This is a genomic window from Aurantiacibacter flavus (assembly GCF_039710615.1).
Classification (GTDB): domain Bacteria; phylum Pseudomonadota; class Alphaproteobacteria; order Sphingomonadales; family Sphingomonadaceae; genus Alteraurantiacibacter; species Alteraurantiacibacter flavus.
The window spans coordinates 30,728-51,691 of record NZ_JBDLBR010000001.1 but is presented as its reverse complement, the minus strand read 5'-3'; the positions used below and the strand labels follow the sequence as shown (position 1 = coordinate 51,691).

The following is a 20,964-nucleotide window of genomic DNA, read 5'->3' as shown; positions in this document are numbered from 1 at the left end:
GGCAGTGTGCCCGCCTCAGAATGACTTCCTGAGGCTGACAGCAAATCTCCGGCCGATCGGATCGGACGCCGTGGCATCATAGCCCCCGCTGCCATTACCGTTCGGCGCAAGCTGCGCATAGGGCGGGTCAATGTCGAAGACGTTGAACACTTCCAGACCGATTGCGAGCGGCCCACCCAGCACGCCATCCTCACCGTTCACGAAGTAGGTAAAACCAAGGTCGATCGGCGTATAGCTGTCAACCTGCTGCTCGGGCGTAGCGATGTCGTTGGTATAGCCGCCTACGTGATGCACGACAGCGCGAACACGCAGATCGTCCCGCGCCCAGGCCACCGTCGCGCGAGCCTTGAAGCGCAGTGGTTCGAAGATGTAATTGAGACGATCAAGCACCGGCGCAGACGGCGTCACAGCCGTGTCGAACTTAGTGAGATAGGTCCCGCTCAGATTGAACGCGAGCTGGTCCTCGTTCGACAATCGTGTTTCGTAGGTGGCCTGGAAATCGATCCCTTCGGTCTGCGACGTACCGAGATTGCTCGGACGACCATCGACGAACAGATTGATATTTTCAGGATCGCCCCCAGGAATTACCCCAAACAGACCCGCGCCCGCATCGAGATAGTCCAGCACCAGATCGCGCGCCTCGGTGCCGCGGATGATGATGTCGGTCCCGGCGAACTCGTCTTCTCGAGTCAGCAGCTGAAGATTGGAGAGGTAGCCCGCAATCTTGTTAGTATAGTCCACAGAGAAATAGGTCGCGCTGAACCGCAGATCCGCGGTCGCCTCCCAGTCACCGCCAATTGACCAGCTGGTCGCTTCTTCGGGCTTCAGCCCCGCGTTCGGCCCCGCCAATGTGAACCCGATTACGGGAGCGCCGCCATCGGGGGCGACATAGTTCTGAACGAAGAAATTGTTGCTACCATTGACCTGATTGAGCTCAGGTGCGCGGAACGAGGTGCCATAGCTTCCTCGAAGCGTAAAACCGTCGACCGGCTCCCATGTCAGTCCGAACTTGGGATTGGTCGTTCCGCCGACGTCGCTATATTCGTCATAGCGCAGTGCCGCGCTGAGCGTCAGCCGTTCGAACCCGGGCGTTGCGTTCCCCGCTCCGAACACCGGGATGATGACTTCCCCGTAAAATGAATCGACGCGGCGGTCGTAGCCGCTCAGGGTGAACGGCGTACCAACAACGCCGAAACCGCCCCCGCCCATGGCTGAGAATTCCTGACCTTCGTAGCCGGTCGCCAGCTGCAAGGCCCCGCCCGGAAGCTCCACAAGCGTACCGCTGAGGTGCGCTTCATAGCCCGTGAAACGGGTGTAGGTAGGTGCGATAAACTGCTGATTCTGAATTCCCGCGATCGTCGCGGGCGACGTCCGGCCAAGGCTATAGGGATCAAGAGCCGTCGCCGGATCGCTGCTGGCCAGGGCCGCGTTCAGCGCGCTGTTGCTGATGCCGCCATACTGATAGGAATCGTCATAAGTCCGGCCGTAGTTGTACAGCGCGGTAAATTCCCAGTCAGAGAACAGCTCGACCTCGACCTTGGGCGTGATCCCCCAGGTTTCCGCCGAACCTGTCTGCGTGTTTCGGGGAAACACACCCACGAAGTTCGTCGCGAGTTCATAGCTGTCACCGGTAAATCCGGGGGGGCGGACGAAAAAGGCATTCGTGCTCGGCACGGTGATGGTTGTCGATTCAAACGATGGTTGGCGGACAAACTTTCGCATAGAATAGAAGCCGTCGGCCGAGATGGTCAGCCAATCCGTAACTTCCTGCGTAAACGTCGCGTTGGCCGCATCATATTCCTGTTCAGGGAAAAGATCCTGTCCAAGCTGTTCGTTGCAAAGGTTGGCGGTGCCCGCCACCAGTTGGTCTGCGGATGTCAGGCCGCCATTAGGTATCGCATAGGTCGTGCCATCGGCAATGATCGTTCCGCGCGAACACTGCATCGAACGGAAGTCCGGCCCGCCATAGGGACGTTGATCTGCCGCAAAGAAATCCCGGTCGTCACCACTCAGATTAGAGCGATATACGTGGTCATAGGCGACCATGACTTGCCCGGTGGCCCAGGTCTGCCCGACAGCCAAGCCAGCACGCCATTCTTCGAAAGCGCCATCGTCGGACGTGCCATAGCGTGCCGACATCTCCACCCCATCCAGGCTGCGGCGCGGGATGATATTGATCACGCCTGCCACCGCATCGGACCCGTAGATTGCCGATGCGCCATCGGCGATGACTTCGATCCGCTCGACACCGAGCGAGGGGATCACCGAAGGATTGGTCGCGCGGCCATTATTGGCGACGCGATGACCATCGAGCAGCACCAGGGTCGACGAAGGCCCAAGCCCTCTCAGGTTCACTGAATTGTTATAGACGATGTTGCCCGCACCGCCCGACTGCGCGCGCGAATTTTCACTCACGCCGAGATCGAAGACCTGGGGCAGTTCCTGCAGGATGCGATCGACGGTGACCGAAGCACTGTCCTCGATCTGCTGACGCCCAAGCGTGCTTACGTTGGAGCCGACTGGCTGCGCTCCGCGGATACGCGAACCGGTTACGACAATGACTTCGGAATCGTCGGCCGCCCCACCATCGTTGACTGAGCTTTCTTGCGCGTAGGCGCCTGTGCTCACAGCACCAAAAATGGCTGTGCAAGCCATCAGGCTCGCACGCAAATTGACCGTTCCCCTCACCTTCATAACACCCTCCTTGAGAATCATGGTCGCGCGAATACCGCACGCCATAATCATTGATTTACTCAATTATAATTTGCCTTTCTGGAGGCGTCAATATGTATGACTAATTTGACAGATTCCTGTGTGTAACTGATTAGTTCTGTAAATTATGGTTTTTTATCAATATTTTGCATTCGCCGATTAGTTCGACAAATATGCCAAAGAAAGCATAGATGAGCGACATGTTCTCTCGGGCGCTGCTCAGCGCGATTGATGGGTGCAATCAAAGGGCCTATGGCGCATGCTATCGGCTCCGGCCTGAGCGAAAACCGGAGCGTCCGAGCATGGCTCGACAAAGAACTTAACTTAGGCAAGCCCTCGCAAGCGGCTCTCACCTCCCTCGGGAATGATGAGCGCGGCTGACGGCGGCCCCTATCCTATTCCGGAAAGTTCTTCCGTTTGATCGACCAGCCATAACTTGCGCACAGACCGCAATCATCGCCGATAAATTCGCGTCCGGCTGATTGGTCGCCAAACAGCGTCCATCGCAACCAGTTCGACCCCACACGCGCCCAATCTCCCCCGTTGGACATTGCCAGCGTGCCGCCGTGACCGACCGGCAGTTCGGCAAGCAGGACGGGGAGGTGATCGATCTGCTCGAAATCGTCAGATGCATTGGGGTATGCCATGTCTGCCGGGCCACCGACGATATAGCCAATCGGCGTGTGCAGCTTGGCCAGATCGGCCTTGGTAACGGGTACACCGCTGAGCCCGGTGCCCGGACGATTATAGACGCCGCTGCCGAAAGCGAGCACGGTGGAGATGCGAGGATCGGCGCCAGCGGAGATTGCCTGCAATCCTCCGCAGCTATGTCCGAGAGCAGCGACCTTGCTGGCATCGATCGCGGCAAACAACGGATCGGAAGGATCGCGGGCTGCCTTTTCGGCCCAGTCGATTGCCGCAAGGTACTGTTCGACCGAGGTTTGATCGGGAATTGGCGATCCACCGCTTCGCGGAGCCGCTGCCTCTGCCTCGAGGTCCGGCCACTCGGTTTGAAGCGGAGATTCCTCACGAGGAGCTCCGTTGGCGATCACAAGGAAGCCGTGACTGGCGAATTCGCGCAGGGCGCGGCTGGCGCTTAACCCGTTGTCACGACATCCACCGTTCCCCCACAGGACCACGGGAAGCGGTCGATCAGGCAGCAGCGCGGGGCGATAAATGGTGTAGCCGGGCGCATCCTCGCGCGCCTGCGCGACCGCCGGATAAGGACCGGTTCCGCTTGGCTCTCCGATCTGCCCCTCTGCTGCCGCCACGGCCTCGGTTCCTCGATCGCTCGGGGCATGGGCCTTTACCGGCAGATCGATCCGGGAGGACGCCTCCCAACCGTGCAACACCGTAATGCGAGGAGCTGGATCCTGGCGCAGGTCAGCAAGATTGCGTTGGCGCGGATCTGCCCCGGTCACCACGAACCTCAGGCGCGAACCTGCCGGAATCGTCCTTGTGGTGGCCAGCATGGGTATCGGCAGCTCCACCGTCTCGCCCTCCGGAATTGGCGCGGCGTCGGCCTCGAAGCCGGAATGCCACGGCAAGTGAAGGTTGTTCCATGGCGGGGTGGACACCGCCCGGTTGGATGCCTTCAACCGGCCAAAGGAAAGCACTTCGCTGTCACCGGCTGCGTTCACTTCCTCAAGGTAGACGAACACATCCGCATCGGGCCGGTCGACCTTGATCGTGACATGCGCGACGGGGAATCCGAGCAGCTCCATGGGTGCGGTCAGTGGCGCCGTGTCGTAAACCAGGCCATGCTCGTCCAGCGGCTCTGGCCAGAATGCGAAATAGGCATCGTTGGCAACATCGTAATCGACAGCGAATGTCGTCTCTCCCGAAGAGCCGGGACGCGTAACGAGGGTACCGCCGCGCAGCGTGTCGCTCCGGTCCTCACGACCCGCGAAATAGTAGGTGAGCGTTTCGCTTTCTGCGCCGGGCAGGTTTTCAGCCTGAACATAGCGCCCATCGGTGCCCTGCTCGTGCTCCCAGTAGGTTACGCGCGGCTGCTCGTCGAAGCCATTATCGGCGCCTTTCAGATGGAAGTCGAAATAGCGAACGATCTCGCCCGTGAAGTCGAAGTTCTTCGGTGTTTCGCAATGTGTACCCGGACCGACCAGCAGGCGACTGCCGAGGTTGGCCGCCGAGACAATCATGGCACTGGTCGGCTCGTCGTTCCAGTTGCTCCACATGTAAGTGGCGATGCCCGCGTCGCGAATGGCATCGGCATAACGCCAGACGCCGGCCTCCTGCCAGAACGCGCTGTTCGTATAGGGTGAGACGCTGTCGCGATAGGGCATCGAATACCACAGACCGGCCATCGGTGTGTTGTCGGCATGTTGGCTTACCGCCTCTCGCAGCAGGGTGCCATCGCCGTCGGCATCCATGGGGACGCTGGCAAGATCATCTGACAGCGGCTCGTCTGGGCGGGTGTTGAATTGCGCTGTGATGCCGCCACGGCGCACGAAGTCATACTTGTCCCAATCGGTCGCGCCGGTGAAAATCGCCTTGAGCGAAGGCGGTGCCGTGCTGGCGGTATGCATGGTGGTGCCGCCGAGGTAGGAGCAGCCGACCATGCCGACCGACCCCGAAGAATAGGGCCGCGCCGCGAGCCATTCCACCAGATCATGGCCGTCGAGCGCTTCCTGCCGACTCTGGAAACCGAAGCGCGACCCGAATGAGGCGCCCTTGCCTCTTACATCCGCCACGGCGACGATATAGCCGGCGCGGATGAGCGAGCGCAAAGCCAGCGAGTCCTGCAGCGCGGCCTCGCGCACCTGCCCCTCGCCGTCGTAATACCGCGCCCGGTAGGGGGTGAAAACGAAGATGACCGGGAGCGACTCCTCCGCGACCTGATCCTCGTTCGCTGGCCGATAGATATTGACGGCGAGGCGGGTTCCGTCGCGCACCGGAACATACACAGATTCCCGCACATAGTCGGAATACTCTTCTGCTGAAGCTCCGGTCGCGGTCGCGAGCAAGGCCGCAAAAACAATCACTAACCTGCCAAACATCATCAATCTCCCGTGAAACCATCGGTTGGCATGGGCCATCGCCAAGGCGTGGCCTCTTTTATTCCAGTTCGAGTACCCGCGTCGGATCATCGGCAAGGCGTTGCCGATGGAAGAATTCGAAAATCGTCGGCAAGCTCGCGCCAAAGGTCTCGCCGTGATCTACCGCCGGGGTTTCGACGTAGTTCACGCCGAACCCGCGATCGAGCAGATCGCTCGCCAATTGGCGGTTCGCAGCGAGGGAAAGCGGGTCGCCGCTTCCCTGCACGATCATGATTCCCAGCCCGCGAAGCCGCTCGAAATCATAATCGTCGATGAAGAATGGCCCCGCGGACGGAGCGATCGCCCGCCAAAGATGAGGATACTGGTGCGCGAGGTACCACGTCCCGCCGCTGCCCATCGAATGACCGGTCAGGAATATCCGCGAGCGGTCGACTCCGTACTCCTGCGCCGTCATCTCCAGCACGTTCAGCACGTCGCGTTCACTCCGTTTCAGGAGGGTCGCGCGTTCAGGGCCACCCACGGCTTGCCCCCGCTCTGTCTCAGACCCATAAACCGAAGGCAGGCGGATCGGGCTGCCATAGGCCCCGACAGGGTCGTAACCGAGCGGGGAGACCACGATGTAGTTGTAACGTTCGGCGAGCTTTGCTAGCTTGCCGTCGTCCAGCTCGAACATCTCGTTTTCATCGCCGCCACCGCCATGCAGAATGACAACCAGCGGGAGTGCCTCCTCCCCGTCCCAGGCCGTGGGGACATAGAGGCGATAGGGGATCAAGCGTCCAGTCTCTTCGAACCGATAGACCCGGTCCTGATCTCCGACACCTCGGCGAACAATGCCCTTGCCCTCTTCAAGCGCCGAAAGCACCTCGCGCGACCTTGCCAGACGGTCGGCAAAGGGCCGCGCCTCTTCGCGAAGATCGCCTGAAGCGATGCCCGCAGCCAGCTCGAAGGGGTAGCGAACAACGGCCTCGGCCTCTTCGCTGTACGCGACACTTTCGAGCCGCCCTTCGAACTCGCTCTGAAGGTCTGCTATTTCCTCGTCGGCCTGTGCCATGGCCGTCGGACCGGCGACCACCGATCCAACGAAGGCAAAAGCGCAGAGAGCCGACGTCAGCTTTCCGAATTTAGCCATTCAAGGATTTCCTCCCGATTCTCGTCGATCTTGGGCGGCGCTTCGGTTGTGCCCGGCTGCCCCGGCGACATCGTAAAACCGGCATTGGGAACGCGCACGTTCTCGCCCGTCGGGTAGTCCGCAAGGTCGATGTCGAGCAGGGCCTTCTCGCTACACAAATCCGCAGCTTCTTCGACCAGCCTTATCTTCCCGCAGGGAATGCCAGCGTTGCTGAGCGTCCGTTCCCAGAAGGCCGAATCCTCGGTCAGGAAGATCTCGCACAGTTCCTGGTGCATGGCAGTGAAATTGGCCCGCCGTTCGTCTGCGGTGGCGTACCTGGGGTCGGTCAGCCAGTCTTCCCGCCCGACCAGCTTCGCGAGCGCCATGAACTGATTGTCCTGCACCACACCGAGAGAAATGTGACGGCCGTCCTGCGCTTCGAACACGCCGGCCGTGGGCAATTCGCTGTACCCGGTATTGCCCAGACGCTTGAGGGTGGAGCCGGTGGCGAGAAACGGTGTCAGCGCCGAGGTCATGAACGCGAGGCTGGCATCGATCATCGAGACATCGATGTAGGCCCCCTCACCCGTTTGGGAGCGCTGAAACAAGGCGCCGAGAATTGCCGTTGCGGCGGTTTGCCCGGTCAACGTGTCGACGATAGGGAAACCGACCCTTATCGGCGGATCGCCCTCGGCACCGCTCAGCATCATCATGCCGCTGGTCGCTTGCACGATATTGTCGATAGCCGGCCAGTCCCGGTAAGGCCCTTCCTGTCCGTAACCGGATACCGAGCAGAAAATTATGCCGGGATTGAGCTTCTGTACCTCTTCATATGCAAAGCCGAGTCTCCCGATGACACCCGGCCGGAAGTTCTCCAGCAAGACGTCACTCCTGGAGACAATCTTGCGGGCAATTTCCTTTTCTTCCGGATCCTTGAGATCCAAAGCGATGCTTTTCTTGCCAACGTTCGCAGCAATAAAGGCCGGGCTCATACCGTCGAGCGCACGATTGCTGCCGTAATTTCTGAACTGATCGCCCCGCTTGGCTTCGATCTTGATGACTTCGGCACCCATCAGGCGCAGCAAGTGGCTGGCGAAGGGGCCCGCCATAACATGGCTGAAATCAGCGACACGGATTCCGGCTAACGGCTGCTTCACTCAGTTTCCTCCACATTTTACTTGGTCGCGCTCGACGAGGCTTGCGCGGGCGGTTTCGAACGCGGTCAAGCCGTCGATATCGAACCTTGCCAGGGCGCGCGCATTGGCTTCGCCGTCACGCAGATAGAGATCGTCGAAAAGTCGCTGCTCTTCATCGGTTGGTTCAAAGTAGGTGATCTTGCCTTCAGCGGCATCGCGTCCGGCCTGCTCAGACGCCTCGATCTCGTCGGTGAGAGCAGCCTCCCACACGGGGATGCTACGCTCGAGCAATTCCCGCTGCCAAGGCTCGAGACTGTTCCAGCGCGCCTCTCCGATTGCGCGTGCCGGATAGGCGCCACGCGGCACCCGCAATGCGAAATAGTAGTCCGCTATCTCCGCCAGGTGCAGGGCGCGGAAGGTGTCGGGCGGGGCCACCACCCCATCGATCACGCCCTTGGCCAGCGCCGAATAAACATCGGCCATAGGCAGGTTGACCGGATCGGCACCGAGATTCCCGAGAACGGGTAGCAACTCGGTCGGCGCGCGAAGCCGCAGGCCGCGAATATCATCCAACGATTTCACAGGCCGCCCACGCGTAAGAATGCCCGGCAACAATCCGCCCTGAACCGCCATGACCTTGAGGCCTTCGAGTTCCTCGGCAATCTGCGGAATGCGACTTTCCAGGCACCTGTAGACGCCCACCTGCGTTTCGATCGAATCTGCGCCGCTATAAAACCCGGTTTGAATCCGCAGGAGGTGCGAGCCGCCGCGTGCGTAGATCGGCGTTATCAGGCCGATGTCAGCCACACCGTGCCGAAGCTCTTCCATCGACATATCCGAAGACAACAAGGTGCCCGACCAGATCGGCCGGATGTCGATGCGGCCGTCGGATTCCTCCTCGACCCAGTCCATCCAGCGCTGGTCGGCCATGCTGAACGGATGCGATGGAGGATAGGGCGACGCATAGGTAAGCTGCGTTACATCCTCGGGCAGCGGCTCGGCACAGCCGGCCAGCGCGAGCGCGCAAAGAAGTGCCAGAAACCTCACGTGAGACCTTGATCGTGCAGGAAGTCCGCGACCATCCCAACCATACGGTCGTGGTCCCAGATCTTGGCGTCGACCATGTCGGCGTCGACCATAAGCACAGGCACCCCCGCCTCTTTGAGCGCCAGCGCAGTCAGCTTGTTGCCCGACTGCGAAAGCCGGTTGTCGGGCGGCAAGAGCATGATCGCCGCGTCGATACCACACCGCTCCGCTTCGGAGGTCATCCAGCCGGTCATCCACGGGGGAAGGTGCAGCGTCTCGTTCATCGAGGCGATCCGGCTGGCGAGCGCCTCCATCGGCTTGCCCTTAATGTCACGAATGTAGGCCGGGCCAGCAAAGGGCATGTACATCGACCACACAAAGACCGCGCCGAGGCTCTCTTCAAGCGCCTGATAGAAGCCCGGATCGTGCCAAACACCCGCGCCGATCCACATAAGGCGCAGCTTCTCGTTGCTCGAGGCCCCCTGCCCCAGCTCAACGCGTGCCAGCACTTCGTCGCGGAACTTCCTGGCATGGGCGACGGCCCAATCCGAACCGCGATGCCATTGCGGGATCATCGTGTTCGGCATTTGCTCGGCAATCGAAACCGGACATGGCCGCGCCTTGCCGATCGCCTGTGCCGCCTCCCAGATATAGCCTTCCTGCACGTTGATCTGTTCCATCAGATGATGGAACTTGGCGTCATCGAACTTGCGTCCGGTGCGGTTCTCCAGCAGCGCGATCAAATCGGCCATTTCACGCACCATGTGAGCAATACGGTCGGGTTGGTAGACCCTTTCCCAATCGGACTTCGAATGGGCAAACCAGTTCGCGTCCTTCGCCGTCCAGGCCGGCGCTTCCATCGGGAAAAACTCCGAGCCCAGCGCATCCGACCACTGCGAGAACACATGCTGGATGCAGTCGCACGTCAGCCTTGCGACCATCACGGTCGGGGTCGGCAGCCCGCCCCAAGGTGCCGTTTCCGGATCATTGGCAAGCGTGCAGGCGAGGCCAAGTGAGCAATACTTGCAACTGTTGGCCGGATAACCCGCATCGACCATCGCGTCGAAATAACGGGCGGAGAGCTGCTTGGCGGAAATATAGGCCGACCACCACTGGTTGGTGACGATCGGGATATCCATCGCGTGAAACAGCTCGTGCGGGGTGTCGGCCTGAACGATGGCGTATGGCTCTCGCTCCTCGACAACACGGCGACGAAGCTCTTGGCCGAAAGCCTTCTGAAAGGCGGTCGCCTCGCTTGTACAGGCGAGCGTCTTGCGGCTGCGCTGGTTGGCCGAAACGCTCATTGGAACACCCCTTCGGATTGCAATTGCGCAATCCTATCTTCATCGAGCTTGCAGATCGTGCTCGCCACGTCGTTGACATGCTCGCCCATATTGGGCGCGCGGAAAGGTTGCGGCACGTCGCGCGAAAAGCGCAGCGGCGTTGCCGTGTGGCCGAAGGGGCCGAGCACGGCATGATCGAGCATCACCAACGCATCGCGGCAGGCGATCTGGGGATCCTTCTCCAGCAGGTCTTCGCAATCCTGCAAGGCACCGGCGGCAATACCCGCTTCCTGCAGCTGCGCGGCAATCTCGGCATCTTCGCGGCTGGCTGTCCAGGCGGCAATATCCTCGCCGGTAATCGCGACCAGTTTCGAAAATTCGTCTTCGGAAAACGCGCTGATCGCAACCCAGCGGTCCTGTCCCCGCGCTGGAAAAACATCCTGAAAGAACACTGCCGGATCCGCATTGCCGAGCCGCTGCGGCGTATCGCCCGATTTGGCCTGGGCGAGGAAATCGCGCATCTGCTGAACGCAAATTTCATACATGCTCGCATCGATGTGGCAGCCCTCGCCGGTCTGGCGGCGATGTTGCAGTGCGGCGGCGACATGACCCGCCATGACGAAGGGAACGATCACGTCACCATAAGGGACTGCGCCGGGAATGACCGGATCGCCGTTCGGATAGCCGGTGAGATAGGTCCGTCCCGACAGCGCGCCGCCGGTCCCGTCGACACCCCATTCCTTCGCGAGCGGGCCGGTCTGGCCGAAAACGCTGCCCGAGACCATCACGATGCCGGGATTGCGCTTGGCGAGACTATCATAATCGAGCCCGAGCTTGGCCATGGTACCGGGGGAGAAGTTCTCCACGACAACGTCAGCCCAGTCGATCAACGGATCGAGAATCTCGCGCGCGCCTTCCTGCTTAAGGTTGAGCGTGAGCGATTTCTTCGACGAATTGAGATGGGCGAACCATGGCTTGTCATCGAGGCTTTCGGCGCTTGAAGCCGATACCTGCACGTCGAGACGAGAGAGGTCCGGGCGGCTCCGACTTTCAATCTTGACGACTTCGGCGCCGAGGTCGCCCAGCGTCTTGGTGGTGATCGACCCCACCAGCGCCCAGGCAAAATCGAGCACCTTCACGCCGGACAGCGGCCCGGGTCGCTCGCCCGTCATGATCGCAGGAGGGCTGGCCTTGGCTGTGCCCTGGCGGATCGTTGCAAATCGTTCGGGCAGCCCGGTCGGAGTATCGAGGAAATGGCGAGCTGCCAGGTGCGGATCGGCCAGCACATCGGCAGGCTCATTGACCACGCAGGCATTGATGCCGCGCCGACGCCCCTCAGTGGCAATTTCATGCTTGGTGCGCATGGCGAAGAACTCGCTCATCGCCTCTTCCCAAAGCTGGCGGGTTTCGGCTGGCAGAGTCGAGCGGTTGTAAGCCAGCCAGTCTACATCAGCCATCGGGTTCGCGATCCCGGCCTCGTCCATCCAGTCCGAAAGCGCCTTGTTGGCCGGAGCTCCAAGCCTCCCGGTCATCAGCGCGTGGAAGCACCATCCGTCACTGAGCTTCCAAATCACCCGGACCTTGGCCTTGCCATAGGCGATGCAGCCGCCAGCCCGGTCGAGCTTGCGCTTGTCGAACTGCCAGACGAGAATGCCGTTGGTATTCCGGCTCAAGGCAACCTGCTGGATCGAGACATCGACGTGCTGCCCCTTGCCATGGGTGCCGCGCGCATAGTGGGCGGCCATGGCCCCTGCTGCCGCCACCATATCCGCATGAAAAGTGCAGGCGTCGCCCGCTTCCTTCACCGGCTTCTCCCCCGGCTCGCCGGTAAGCCGCAGCGCCCCGCCCATGGCCGAAGACACGAGCTCGCCGCCTTTCCAGTTTGCTCGTGGCCCGGTCGATCCGAACGGCGTGACGGACACATGGACTGCATCCTCGCCGACTCCGGCACTTGCGGCAGCCGAGCCAAGGTCGTCGATAACGAAGCTCGCGCCCTCCACCGGGCCACCCAGCTCGGCACCCAGAGACTTGAGGTAACGGGCAAGTGGGCGATCGACCATGCCGCCGAGCACGGCGACACGATGTCCAAGAAGCGGGGTCATAGTTCAATTCCTGCTAGAAAGTCGGTGATTTCCTGATCAGCACCGTCGCGCACAAGCCAGTCGCGTCGGGTCAGGACAAGTGCAGGCAGCCCAAGCTCCTCCAGAGCCTTCCGTTCTGCCGGGAGATGCCAGCATTGCGCCTCATCTTCCTCGATGCGCCACAGTACGATTGCTTCTGACTTGTGCCGGGCAGCAGCCTCTTTGAGCAATTTAGCAGCGTTGGCAAAACTGCGTGCACCACGGGCGCGGGCATGGACTTGCCGGGCGATTGCCTCTGCCGGATCGCCCGAATTCTCCTCGATGGGCTCGCCAAGGTCGCTCCACTCCTCGGCCAGCGTCATACCGATCGGGTGGAACCCGGCCGCCCGTACCGCATCGTGAATTTTCGACCCCTGCGGCGAACTGCCCCAAATCAGGCAGGAAGGCCCTTCGGCAGTTGGGCGGGCCGCGCTGCGTTCCGCGTTCGTCTGAGCGATGGCCTCCTCGAGCGCGGCATCATCCACGCCGAGATCGCTTATCAACTCGCGCACTTTCTCGACCGTTTGCTCCAAACTCGTCGGCCGCGGTATCTTCGCAATGTCGAGGATGATCGGTTGAGGACCGCCCAGATGCCCCAGCCGCTGAAGCTCGCAAACATAGTAGTACAGTCGCTGAGAGGTATCGTCGGCGCGGCTGAAAAGCACCTTGTCGAGGTGATCGTATCCGCCGTTCAGCCATGTTTCGAGAACGCGCGGCGCCCACGGCGCGAACTTGCTCTCGATAAAGCGTTCTGCGCACACGGTGCTGATGTTTGGGTCGAACTCGATTGGCCCGCCATGAAGCCCGGCGGCCCTGAGCACCTCGTGAGGCAGGTTTGGTCCGGCAATCGCGATCATAAGATCAGGTCCCAAGTACAGTCGGCAGCCACAGAACTAGCGCCGGAAAGAGAATGAGCAGGAGAAGGTGCAGGAAGTCGCTCGCCAGGAAGGGGAGCACCCCTCGGAAGACGCTTGAGATAGAAATCTCTTTCGCCACCCCCTGCATAACGAAAAGGTTGATCCCGAGCGGCGGCGTGAGAAAGCCCACTTCCATGGCGCGAACGAGAAAAATGCCGAACCAGATTGCCGTCATCCCGCTCGCCTCAACGATGGGAAGCAAGATCGGCGTCATAAGCAACATCAGGCCAAGACCGTCCAGCACCGTGCCCAGCATCAGCAGGATCAGGCCTACGAACACCAGCGTGAGGAAGGTGCCAAATCCCAGCTCGGTCACAAAGGTACCGGCTGCATCTGAGAGCCCCGTAACTCCGACAAAGACCGAGAAGATCAGCGCGCCGAAAATGATGAGGTAAATAAGCCCGGTCGTGCGCAGCGTTTCCGAGAACGCAGTAAACAACGTCTCGCGCGACAGCTTCCCTCTCACAACCGCGATGACAAGGGCTGCCGCCGCTCCCACCGCTGCCGCTTCGGACGGACTGATCCAGCCAAATGCAATGCCGCCGATAACCAGCAGGATGACGAGCAGGATATCCCAGATTCGCGCGAGAGCGCGCCCGCGCTCGGGCCAGGTGGCGCGAGGGCCAGCAGGCGCCAACCCCGGCCGAACTCGCACGAGAATGAAGATCACTGCCGCATAAAGCAGAGCCTGCGTGATGCCGGGGAGCAGCGCTGCGGTAAACAGCGTCCCAATGGATTGCTCGGCGATGATGCCATAAACGATCAAGGCTCCGGACGGAGGGATCATCTGGCCAAGCGTTCCGCCAGCGGCGATCGTGGCCGTGGACAGGCGATCGTCATAGCCGCGCTGTTTCATCTCCGGATAGGCGACAAGGCCGACCGTAGCGGTGGTGGCGAGGCTCGATCCGTTGATGGCACCGAAGCCACCGCAACCGGCAATCGATGCATAGGCCAGACCGCCGCGACGATGGCCAACCATCTTGGCAGCGGCATCGAAGAGATCGCGGCTGGCATCAATCGAGAAAAAGATGTGCGCCATGAAGAGGAACAACGGCAGTGTTCCGAGTTCGTACTTGGTCAGCGTGTCGCTTGCGATCACGCCGGCTTTGATAAGCGCCGCCTCTGGCCCGAGAACGATAAGAAGGCCGCCGACACCGACAATGCCGAGGCCTGCACCGATCCGTCCGCCTGCAAGCAGCAAGGCAAACAGGATGAGGACGCCGATGACGCCGGTTTCCGGAGTAGCGAACGTCACAACTTTGCCCCGCGGACAATTCTGGCCACCAGCGCTGCCGATGTAACCACCAAGCATATGTTGGCGAAGAGGCGCAGCAAGGCCCAAGGAACCCCGAGCATTTCGCTTTGCTCATGCGCATCCCAGAGATCGGCTGCCAGCCACGTCGAGCCCGCAAGCAAACACAAGACGAAGATCAGTGTCAGTGTATCGGACAATCGATCGGCGATCTTGCGGGCTGTCGGGCGCAACCGGTCAATCAAAAGGCGAACCCTCGCGTGAGAACCGTCGAGCGTGGCGACAATGATGCCGATAGATGCCGAAACCAGCACAGCACCCTGCATCAGCTCGATCGAGCCGATCAACGGCAAGCCAACGTGCCGGCCAATGACGGCCAAGGTATCTATTGCCGTGGCTGCGAGCAGCGCCGCGCCCCCGATCCAAACTATTATTGATCTCATCCCACCAACTCTCGCGGCACGATCCGGCCATCGTCCAGAACGCTTATTTCCGGAAGCCCGGCCCCGGAGGTAATCGCCTCGAGGTAATCGCAGATTTCGCGCGACTTGCTTTCGCGCGCCAGCACCGGACGGCCCGGCGGCTCGATGAATACGGGCACGATTCCGGCTTCCACCGAACCATCCCTCGCGATCCGTATACGGCCCAGAAAGGCATTGACGGCCTCCGGGTGAAACGGAGCAAGATGATAGGCCGGATCGGGCTCGAACCCGAACATTTCCCGGCGTTTGCGAGCCCAGGCCGCGCGGTCCGGATGATCCTGTTCCGGCGACAGGGCCCGGGTAACAACACAGCCATTTCCAAGCCCGTGATAGATGGGTCGTCCGCGATAGAACTCTACACCTCGGGTTATGTGAGCGTGGTGGGAAATCACAATATGCGCACCGGCATCGACGGCAGCGTGCGCGATGGGCCGCTCATAAGGTGCTAGCGTCACAGGCGTGTGCACTATTCCCTTGTGCAGCGCGACGATCACGACATCCGCATCCTGGCTGGCGGAACGGATGTCTTTCTCCAGAATCTCGATGGCAGCCGGAGAAACACTCGTCAGATCCGCCTGCGGCGTCACGGCCGATCCGTCGGCGGTCTCCATCGGGAGAAAGGCGCAGCCTGCACTGGATTCACCGGCCCAAGACAATTCCGGGCCTACGCAGTTGTAGCTCAGCATGCCAATTCGGCAGCCTTTTACCTCTGCGATTGCCGGCTTCCTCGCCTCTGCGAGATGAGCCCCGGCGCCGGCATACAGGATTCCGCTGCTCTTCAGCCCGGCAATGGTATCAGCTATGCCTTCGGCACCGCAATCCGCGATATGGTTGCCCGCAAGGCTCACCATGCCGATGCCAGCATGCGCAATTGCGGCGAGGTTCTCCGGCGGAGCTCCGGGTGCAGGCACGTCGCCAATGGCTTCATGCCTGCACCCGGTATGCGGCACTTCGAGATGCCCAAGGGAGAGGTCGGCATCCCGAAGAGCCGGAGCCAATCCGTCCAGCCAGTAGGCGGCATCTGGTTCATCCAAAACCAGGTCACCCGTGAACAGGATGGATATCTCCTCAAGCTCCATTAAGTCTCTCCGCTTGGGGCAATCAGAACCGGATCCGAGCCCCCGCAGCGAACTGCCGTCCAATCGGATTGGCTGCCGTGGCATCGTAGCCGCCGCTGCCATTGCCGCTCGGAGCAAAGTTGACGTAGGGCGGATCGGTGTCGAACAGGTTACGCACTTCGGCCGTGAGCTCCAGGCCGCTCAACACGGAACCGGCGAAGCTGTCCCCCACACGCCAGGTGAAGGAGAGGTCGACAGGCATGTAGGAATCCACCTGCTCGACCGGCGTAACGACGTCGTTCGTGTAGCCGCCCACATGGGTCGCCATGGCGCGGACACTGAACGGCCCATGGTCCCAGTTCGCCGATACCCGCGCCTTTAAGCGCAGCGGACGGAAAATCAGGTTGAGCTGGTCCAGCAACGGAGCCGTAGGGGTCGTCGCTACCTTGTAGTCGGTCAGATAGGTGCCCGATGCATTCAAGGTCAGGAAGTCGTTCGGGCCGAGGTCGGCCAGGTAGCGGACGCTGAAATCGATACCGCGCATGACCGACTTGCCGAGATTGAGGCTCCGACCGTCGATGAACAGCGAAACATTTTGCGGATCGCCGCCGGGGATCGGCGCACCGCGCACCGAGACGCCCTGGTCGATAAGGTCCTGCACCCGGTCTGCAGCCGCCTGCCCGCGCAGAATTGCGCCGGTGCCGTCATACTGCGATTCTTGCGCGAGGATCGACAGGTTCGACAACAGCGCGGTCACCTGATCTTCGTAGCTGACATCGAAGTAGGTCACCGACAGGCGCAGATCCGATGTCGCATCCCAGTCAGCACCTACAGACCAGGTGGTCGCGGTCTCAGGCCCGAGATCGAGGTTCGGTCCCGAAACGGCAAACCCGAGGACCGGAGCACCGCCGTCCGGATTCTGATAGTTCTGCCCATAGAGCGCGAAGCTATTGCCGTAGATTTCAGGAATGGTGGGCGCCCTGAAAGCGGTGCCGTAGCTGCCGCGAATGGTCAGATTGTCGACCGGCATCCAGTTCACGCCGAACTGCGGGTTGGTGGTGTTGCCTGCATCGCTGTAACGATCGTGGCGAACCGCCGCGGTGAGCTCAAGCTCTTCGAAACCGGGCATTGCATTGCCAGGCCCGAACAGCGGAACCAGCAGCTCACCGTAGACCGAATCCACGCTCCGGTCGAATTCCCGGAAGCGCGTTTGCGTGCCCGGCGCGCCGATTGCTGCGCCGAGCGAAACATTGAATTTCTGGCGCTCGTAACCTGTCGCCAGCATAACCGTACCGCCCGGAAGTTCGAACAGAGGCCCGTCCAGGCCGAGCTCAACGAACAGAAGCTGACCATTGGTCGGCGCCACAAAGATCTGGTCGAACATGTCAGCCAGGACGCTATCGCTCGTCCGTCCAAACCCGTAGGGATCGAAAGCGGTGGTAGGGTCGCTGCTTGCCAGAGCAGCCGACAACGCGCCCCGATCAAGCCCATCGTAAGAGGCGGAAATATCGCGCGTTTCACCGTAGGAAACGATGGCCTCGGCGGTCCAGTCGTAAGGAAGTTCGACCCGGACGCCCGGCGACACCTGCCAGCTCTCGGCAGAACCGCTGGTGAAGCTCGGCGGGATATCGTCAATGAAGCTGTAGTCGATATCGTAACTCGATCCGGTGAAGCCAGTCGGCCGGACGAAAAACGCGTTCGTCTCGGGCACGGTCAGGCGAGTATTCACCACCGGGCTGTTCCGTTCGAACTTTCGCTTCGAATAAAAGCCGTCGAAGAAAAATTCTAGACCATCAGTAAACTCGTAGCTCGCCGTCGCATTCACCGAGTTATAGGACTGCTCCGGGAACAGATCCTGATTGCGATTGCTCTCGCAAAGATTGGCAGTCCCGGCGGTAACCGCGTCGGCATTCGCCTGCGTGTACTGATCAGGCAGCGCGTAGGTTACGCCATCGATCACCATCGTGCCGGGCGAACACTGCTGAATGCGATAGTCCGGGCCACCGAACGGGCGCAAATCGGAGGTGAAGAAATCGCGGTCATTGCCGCTGAGATTGGACCGCTCGACATGTTCGAATGCCAGCATAACCTGGCCTCGGTCAAACACGGTGCCGATGGCAGCGCCAGCTGCCCACTCGTCGAACGCGCCATCCTCGGAGGTGTTGTAGCGGGCAAAGGCTTCCACGCCATCGAGCGAGCGGCGAGGGATCAGGTTGACGACGCCTGCAACCGCGTCCGAGCCGTAGATTGCAGAAGCGCCGTTCGCGACCACTTCGACACGTTCGACGCCAAGGGTCGGGATGACCGAAGGATCGGTCGAGCGGCTGTTGTTCACGACACGATGGCCATCAACCAGCACCAGTGTGGCATAAGGGCCGATACCGCGCAGGTTGATCGTGTTGCCGTAGACAATGTTGCCCGAGCCGCCTGCCTGAGCACGCGAGTTCTCGGAAACGCCGAGATCGAACACCTGCGGCAGCTCACGAACCACGCGGTCGATTGTGACATTGCCCGAGGCGGTGATTTCTTCGCGGCCCAAAACGGTTGCCGTAGAGCCCACCGGCGCCCCCACGCTCACGCGGCTGCCGGTTACAATAATCACCTCTTCGTCCGCAGCTTCGTCTTGAGCCAAGGCCATCCCAGGCAAGGCTACCGTAGCGAGCGAAACACCGGCCAGAAGCTGGCCAAAACGGAAATTAGAGACTGTCCTCTTCATCGTACACCTCCCCATTTCTCAGATTCTTCGATCTGAACGTGATGCCGCTTTCACCATGCGCCCCGCTTTCGCAAACAAAATCCGAATAACAAAATTATTGACAATTTTGTTTGACATTCTATAGCGAAGGAATGGAACAGCTTGTCGAGCAACTTGCCAACAAGGCGCCCAGCGCTTCTGAAATTGCAGACTGGATTAGGACCCGCATCCGCTCCAACCGCCTGGTCCCGGGCCAGCGGCTCGTGGAAGTCGATATCATCCGCAAAACCGGCGGCAGCAGGTTCAAGGTGCGCGAGGCATTCCAGCGCTTGACGGCGGAAGGCCTCGTCGAGATCGAAGAAGGCCGCGGCGCTTCAGTGCGCGACGTTTCGATGGATGAGGTTCGCCAGCTCTATTCGGCCCGCGCAGCTCTGGAGGGCCTTTGCGCACGCGATTTCACCCGCAAAGCCTCCCAGGCTGACAAGGATCGGCTCGAGCAGCTGGCGCTGGATATGGAATCCTGCGTTGCGGATGGCGCACCCGAACGTTTCGCCCGACTCAACGCAGAATGGCACTCGCTGTTTGTTTCAGGCTCCTCGAACGAGGTGATCGGGGGGATCGTCAAGCGGTTGAACACGCCGGTCCACCACCTGCTGTTCGAGACGTTTTACAGCGGTTCGCGCCTGCGCGAGGCAATTGCCGATCATCGGCTCATTCTCGATGCGGTGCTCGCGGGCGATGCTTTGGAGGCCGAGCAGGCCATGCGGAGGCATGTCTTGAACGGCTTGCAGTTCCTATCCGGTCTGGAACGTCACCTGCACGATGTTGGCGAACTGGACTGATCATTCCAGGAGATGGCTTGCCAGACCGGGCAGTTGCCTTGCTAGCCGCCAAACAGGCCTGTCGGCAGCCCCTTCACCCCGCCGCAATCGACCTCGAATAGTGCACCGTCGTAGCGGCTGTCGGGCAAGTCCTGCGCAGCAGAAGTAACAAACATACGATCCAGCTCGGTTCCAGCGAACGTGATATTCGTGATCTGCTTCGCCGGAAGGCCGATAGACCTCTGCAGCTTTCCATCGGCATCGAAGCGACTGATGCGAGATGCGCCCCAGTGCGCGACCCACAGGAACCCTTCGTTGTCTACCGTCATCCCATCCGGTGCGCCATCACCCTCTCCGAACCGGATAAAGACCTCGCGATCGCGCGCGCCCTCGGGCGTTCTGGCGAAACGATAGATGATCTTGCGCACGGTGTCTGTGTGGTAAAGCCAATTGCCGCAGGGAGAAAAAGCAGGACCGTTGGTTACGCCGTAGCCGCTATCTATGCGGCTCCAGCTGAAGTCGGGTGCCAGCCTGTAAAGCGATCCGGTTTCTCCCTCGCAATCGAAATCCATCGTGCCGCACCAGATGAAGCCGCTTGCATCTGCCTTGCCGTCATTCATGCGGTTGTTGGGCAAGTCTGGTTCCGGATCCGCAACATGCTCGATCGCAAACGGATCGAAAGTGACGCGTGAAAAGCCGCTCTGCAGTCCGGCGACAAAGCCGCCCTTCTCACGCTCGACCAACCAGCCGACCGGCTCGGAAACGGCCCATCGCTGAACCTTCTTGCTGGCCAGATCCAAGCGATTGATGGCAGGGGCTAGAATATCGGTCCAGTAGACCGCATTTTCCCTCGCACTCCAGCACAGCCCCTCACCCAGCAAATCACGCTCGTTCCTGTCGATCAGCTGCCAGTCACCCATTGTTGTTCCCTTCAAGATTATTTTACGGGAAAGCCGCGCTTCCTGCTTGGCCCGGGGCAGGGCTAGCTGAATCACCTTCCCATGGTCGCGCCGAGATTCGCACTATCATATAGTCATACAATTTCCGCCAAATGCAAATGCTGCAAGTCGACACCTGTCCGGGCGGACTATCGAAAAGCCGGAGGCCGGTAAGCCCCCTGGGCTGACCAGCCTCCTGTCAACCAGCAAGGGTGACTCACAGCCAGCCTGAAATTAACCACTGCACGCCCACAGGATTGAGCCGCGTTCCGGTCGCTTGCTCGGGTTAAGCGGCCGACCGACGCATTTATTCGCTTCTATGGACGAACACTTTTCCCTCACGAAGATGTCCCGATCTAACCATTGACAATTGCATCGATCCGCGCGACGTATTTGTCA

General features: G+C 60.7%; 14 protein-coding genes. 1 reads left to right on the top strand and 13 read right to left on the bottom strand.

Annotated elements, in window-relative coordinates:
- Nucleotides 1-15 precede the first annotated feature (15 nt).
- From ABDJ38_RS00180 to ABDJ38_RS00125, 12 genes are all read right to left on the bottom strand, one after another.
- Nucleotides 16-2,757, bottom strand: a complete 2,742-nt coding sequence (locus tag ABDJ38_RS00180; RefSeq protein WP_346783053.1) for a TonB-dependent receptor plug domain-containing protein — start codon at nucleotides 2,755-2,757, stop codon at nucleotides 16-18.
- A 350-nt stretch (nucleotides 2,758-3,107) separates the two neighbouring features.
- Nucleotides 3,108-5,648, bottom strand: a complete 2,541-nt coding sequence (locus ABDJ38_RS00175; RefSeq protein ID WP_346783052.1) for a CocE/NonD family hydrolase — start codon at nucleotides 5,646-5,648, stop codon at nucleotides 3,108-3,110.
- A gap of 139 nt (nucleotides 5,649-5,787) precedes the next feature.
- Nucleotides 5,788-6,858 (bottom strand): carboxylesterase family protein, encoded by a 1,071-nt coding sequence (locus ABDJ38_RS00170; RefSeq protein ID WP_346783051.1) that lies wholly within the window; start codon nucleotides 6,856-6,858, stop codon nucleotides 5,788-5,790.
- A complete protein-coding gene (locus ABDJ38_RS00165; protein ID WP_346783050.1) occupies nucleotides 6,837-7,994 on the bottom strand; it encodes a CaiB/BaiF CoA transferase family protein in 1,158 nt (385 codons plus the stop codon). Before ABDJ38_RS00165 ends, ABDJ38_RS00170 begins: the two co-directional genes overlap by 22 nt.
- On the bottom strand, nucleotides 7,995-9,020 hold the full coding sequence (dctP, locus tag ABDJ38_RS00160; RefSeq protein WP_346783049.1) for a TRAP transporter substrate-binding protein DctP: 1,026 nt from the start codon (nucleotides 9,018-9,020) through the stop codon (nucleotides 7,995-7,997).
- Nucleotides 9,017-10,303 carry a 2-hydroxyacyl-CoA dehydratase subunit D gene (locus tag ABDJ38_RS00155; RefSeq protein ID WP_346783048.1) on the bottom strand — a complete coding sequence of 429 codons (1,287 nt, stop codon included), beginning with the start codon at nucleotides 10,301-10,303 and terminating at the stop codon, nucleotides 9,017-9,019. Before ABDJ38_RS00155 ends, dctP begins: the two co-directional genes overlap by 4 nt.
- Nucleotides 10,300-12,384 (bottom strand): CaiB/BaiF CoA-transferase family protein, encoded by a 2,085-nt coding sequence (locus ABDJ38_RS00150; protein WP_346783047.1) that lies wholly within the window; start codon nucleotides 12,382-12,384, stop codon nucleotides 10,300-10,302. Before ABDJ38_RS00150 ends, ABDJ38_RS00155 begins: the two co-directional genes overlap by 4 nt.
- Nucleotides 12,381-13,259 carry a 2-hydroxyacyl-CoA dehydratase family protein gene (locus ABDJ38_RS00145; RefSeq protein WP_346783046.1) on the bottom strand — a complete coding sequence of 293 codons (879 nt, stop codon included), beginning with the start codon at nucleotides 13,257-13,259 and terminating at the stop codon, nucleotides 12,381-12,383. Before ABDJ38_RS00145 ends, ABDJ38_RS00150 begins: the two co-directional genes overlap by 4 nt.
- A 4-nt stretch (nucleotides 13,260-13,263) precedes the next feature.
- Entirely contained in the window at nucleotides 13,264-14,574 is a 1,311-nt protein-coding gene (locus ABDJ38_RS00140; RefSeq protein WP_346783045.1) for a TRAP transporter large permease, read from the bottom strand.
- Nucleotides 14,571-15,014: a TRAP transporter small permease gene (locus ABDJ38_RS00135; protein WP_346783044.1), complete on the bottom strand. Its 444-nt coding sequence runs from the start codon at nucleotides 15,012-15,014 to the stop codon at nucleotides 14,571-14,573. Before ABDJ38_RS00135 ends, ABDJ38_RS00140 begins: the two co-directional genes overlap by 4 nt.
- Nucleotides 15,011-16,132, bottom strand: coding sequence for a CapA family protein (locus ABDJ38_RS00130; RefSeq protein ID WP_346783043.1), 1,122 nt, complete (start codon nucleotides 16,130-16,132; stop codon nucleotides 15,011-15,013). Before ABDJ38_RS00130 ends, ABDJ38_RS00135 begins: the two co-directional genes overlap by 4 nt.
- Nucleotides 16,133-16,154: 22 nt before the next feature.
- On the bottom strand, nucleotides 16,155-18,827 hold the full coding sequence (locus tag ABDJ38_RS00125; RefSeq protein WP_346783042.1) for a TonB-dependent receptor: 2,673 nt from the start codon (nucleotides 18,825-18,827) through the stop codon (nucleotides 16,155-16,157).
- A gap of 131 nt (nucleotides 18,828-18,958) precedes the next feature.
- Here ABDJ38_RS00125 and ABDJ38_RS00120 point away from each other — a divergent pair, with 131 nt between their 5' ends.
- Complete coding sequence (locus ABDJ38_RS00120; protein WP_346783041.1) at nucleotides 18,959-19,648, top strand: GntR family transcriptional regulator; 690 nt, start codon at nucleotides 18,959-18,961, stop codon at nucleotides 19,646-19,648.
- Between the two features lie 41 nt (nucleotides 19,649-19,689).
- Here ABDJ38_RS00120 and ABDJ38_RS00115 read toward each other — a convergent pair whose 3' ends face one another.
- Entirely contained in the window at nucleotides 19,690-20,547 is an 858-nt protein-coding gene (locus tag ABDJ38_RS00115) for an SMP-30/gluconolactonase/LRE family protein (protein ID WP_346783040.1), read from the bottom strand.
- Between the last annotated feature and the right edge of the window lie 417 nt (nucleotides 20,548-20,964).

What these genes read in the sequence shown, in the direction of transcription:
- ABDJ38_RS00135 (WP_346783044.1), bottom strand. Translation starts at nt 15,014, where the DNA reads ATGAGATCAATAATAGTTTGGATCGGGGGCGCGGCGCTGCTCGCAGCC.
- ABDJ38_RS00130 (WP_346783043.1), bottom strand. Translation starts at nt 16,132, where the DNA reads ATGGAGCTTGAGGAGATATCCATCCTGTTCACGGGTGACCTGGTTTTG.
- ABDJ38_RS00150 (WP_346783047.1), bottom strand. Translation starts at nt 12,384, where the DNA reads ATGACCCCGCTTCTTGGACATCGTGTCGCCGTGCTCGGCGGCATGGTC.
- ABDJ38_RS00155 (WP_346783048.1), bottom strand. Translation starts at nt 10,303, where the DNA reads ATGAGCGTTTCGGCCAACCAGCGCAGCCGCAAGACGCTCGCCTGTACA.
- ABDJ38_RS00120 (WP_346783041.1), top strand. Translation starts at nt 18,959, where the DNA reads ATGGAACAGCTTGTCGAGCAACTTGCCAACAAGGCGCCCAGCGCTTCT.
- ABDJ38_RS00125 (WP_346783042.1), bottom strand. Translation starts at nt 18,827, where the DNA reads ATGAAGAGGACAGTCTCTAATTTCCGTTTTGGCCAGCTTCTGGCCGGT.
- ABDJ38_RS00170 (WP_346783051.1), bottom strand. Translation starts at nt 6,858, where the DNA reads ATGGCTAAATTCGGAAAGCTGACGTCGGCTCTCTGCGCTTTTGCCTTC.
- ABDJ38_RS00115 (WP_346783040.1), bottom strand. Translation starts at nt 20,547, where the DNA reads ATGGGTGACTGGCAGCTGATCGACAGGAACGAGCGTGATTTGCTGGGT.
- ABDJ38_RS00145 (WP_346783046.1), bottom strand. Translation starts at nt 13,259, where the DNA reads ATGATCGCGATTGCCGGACCAAACCTGCCTCACGAGGTGCTCAGGGCC.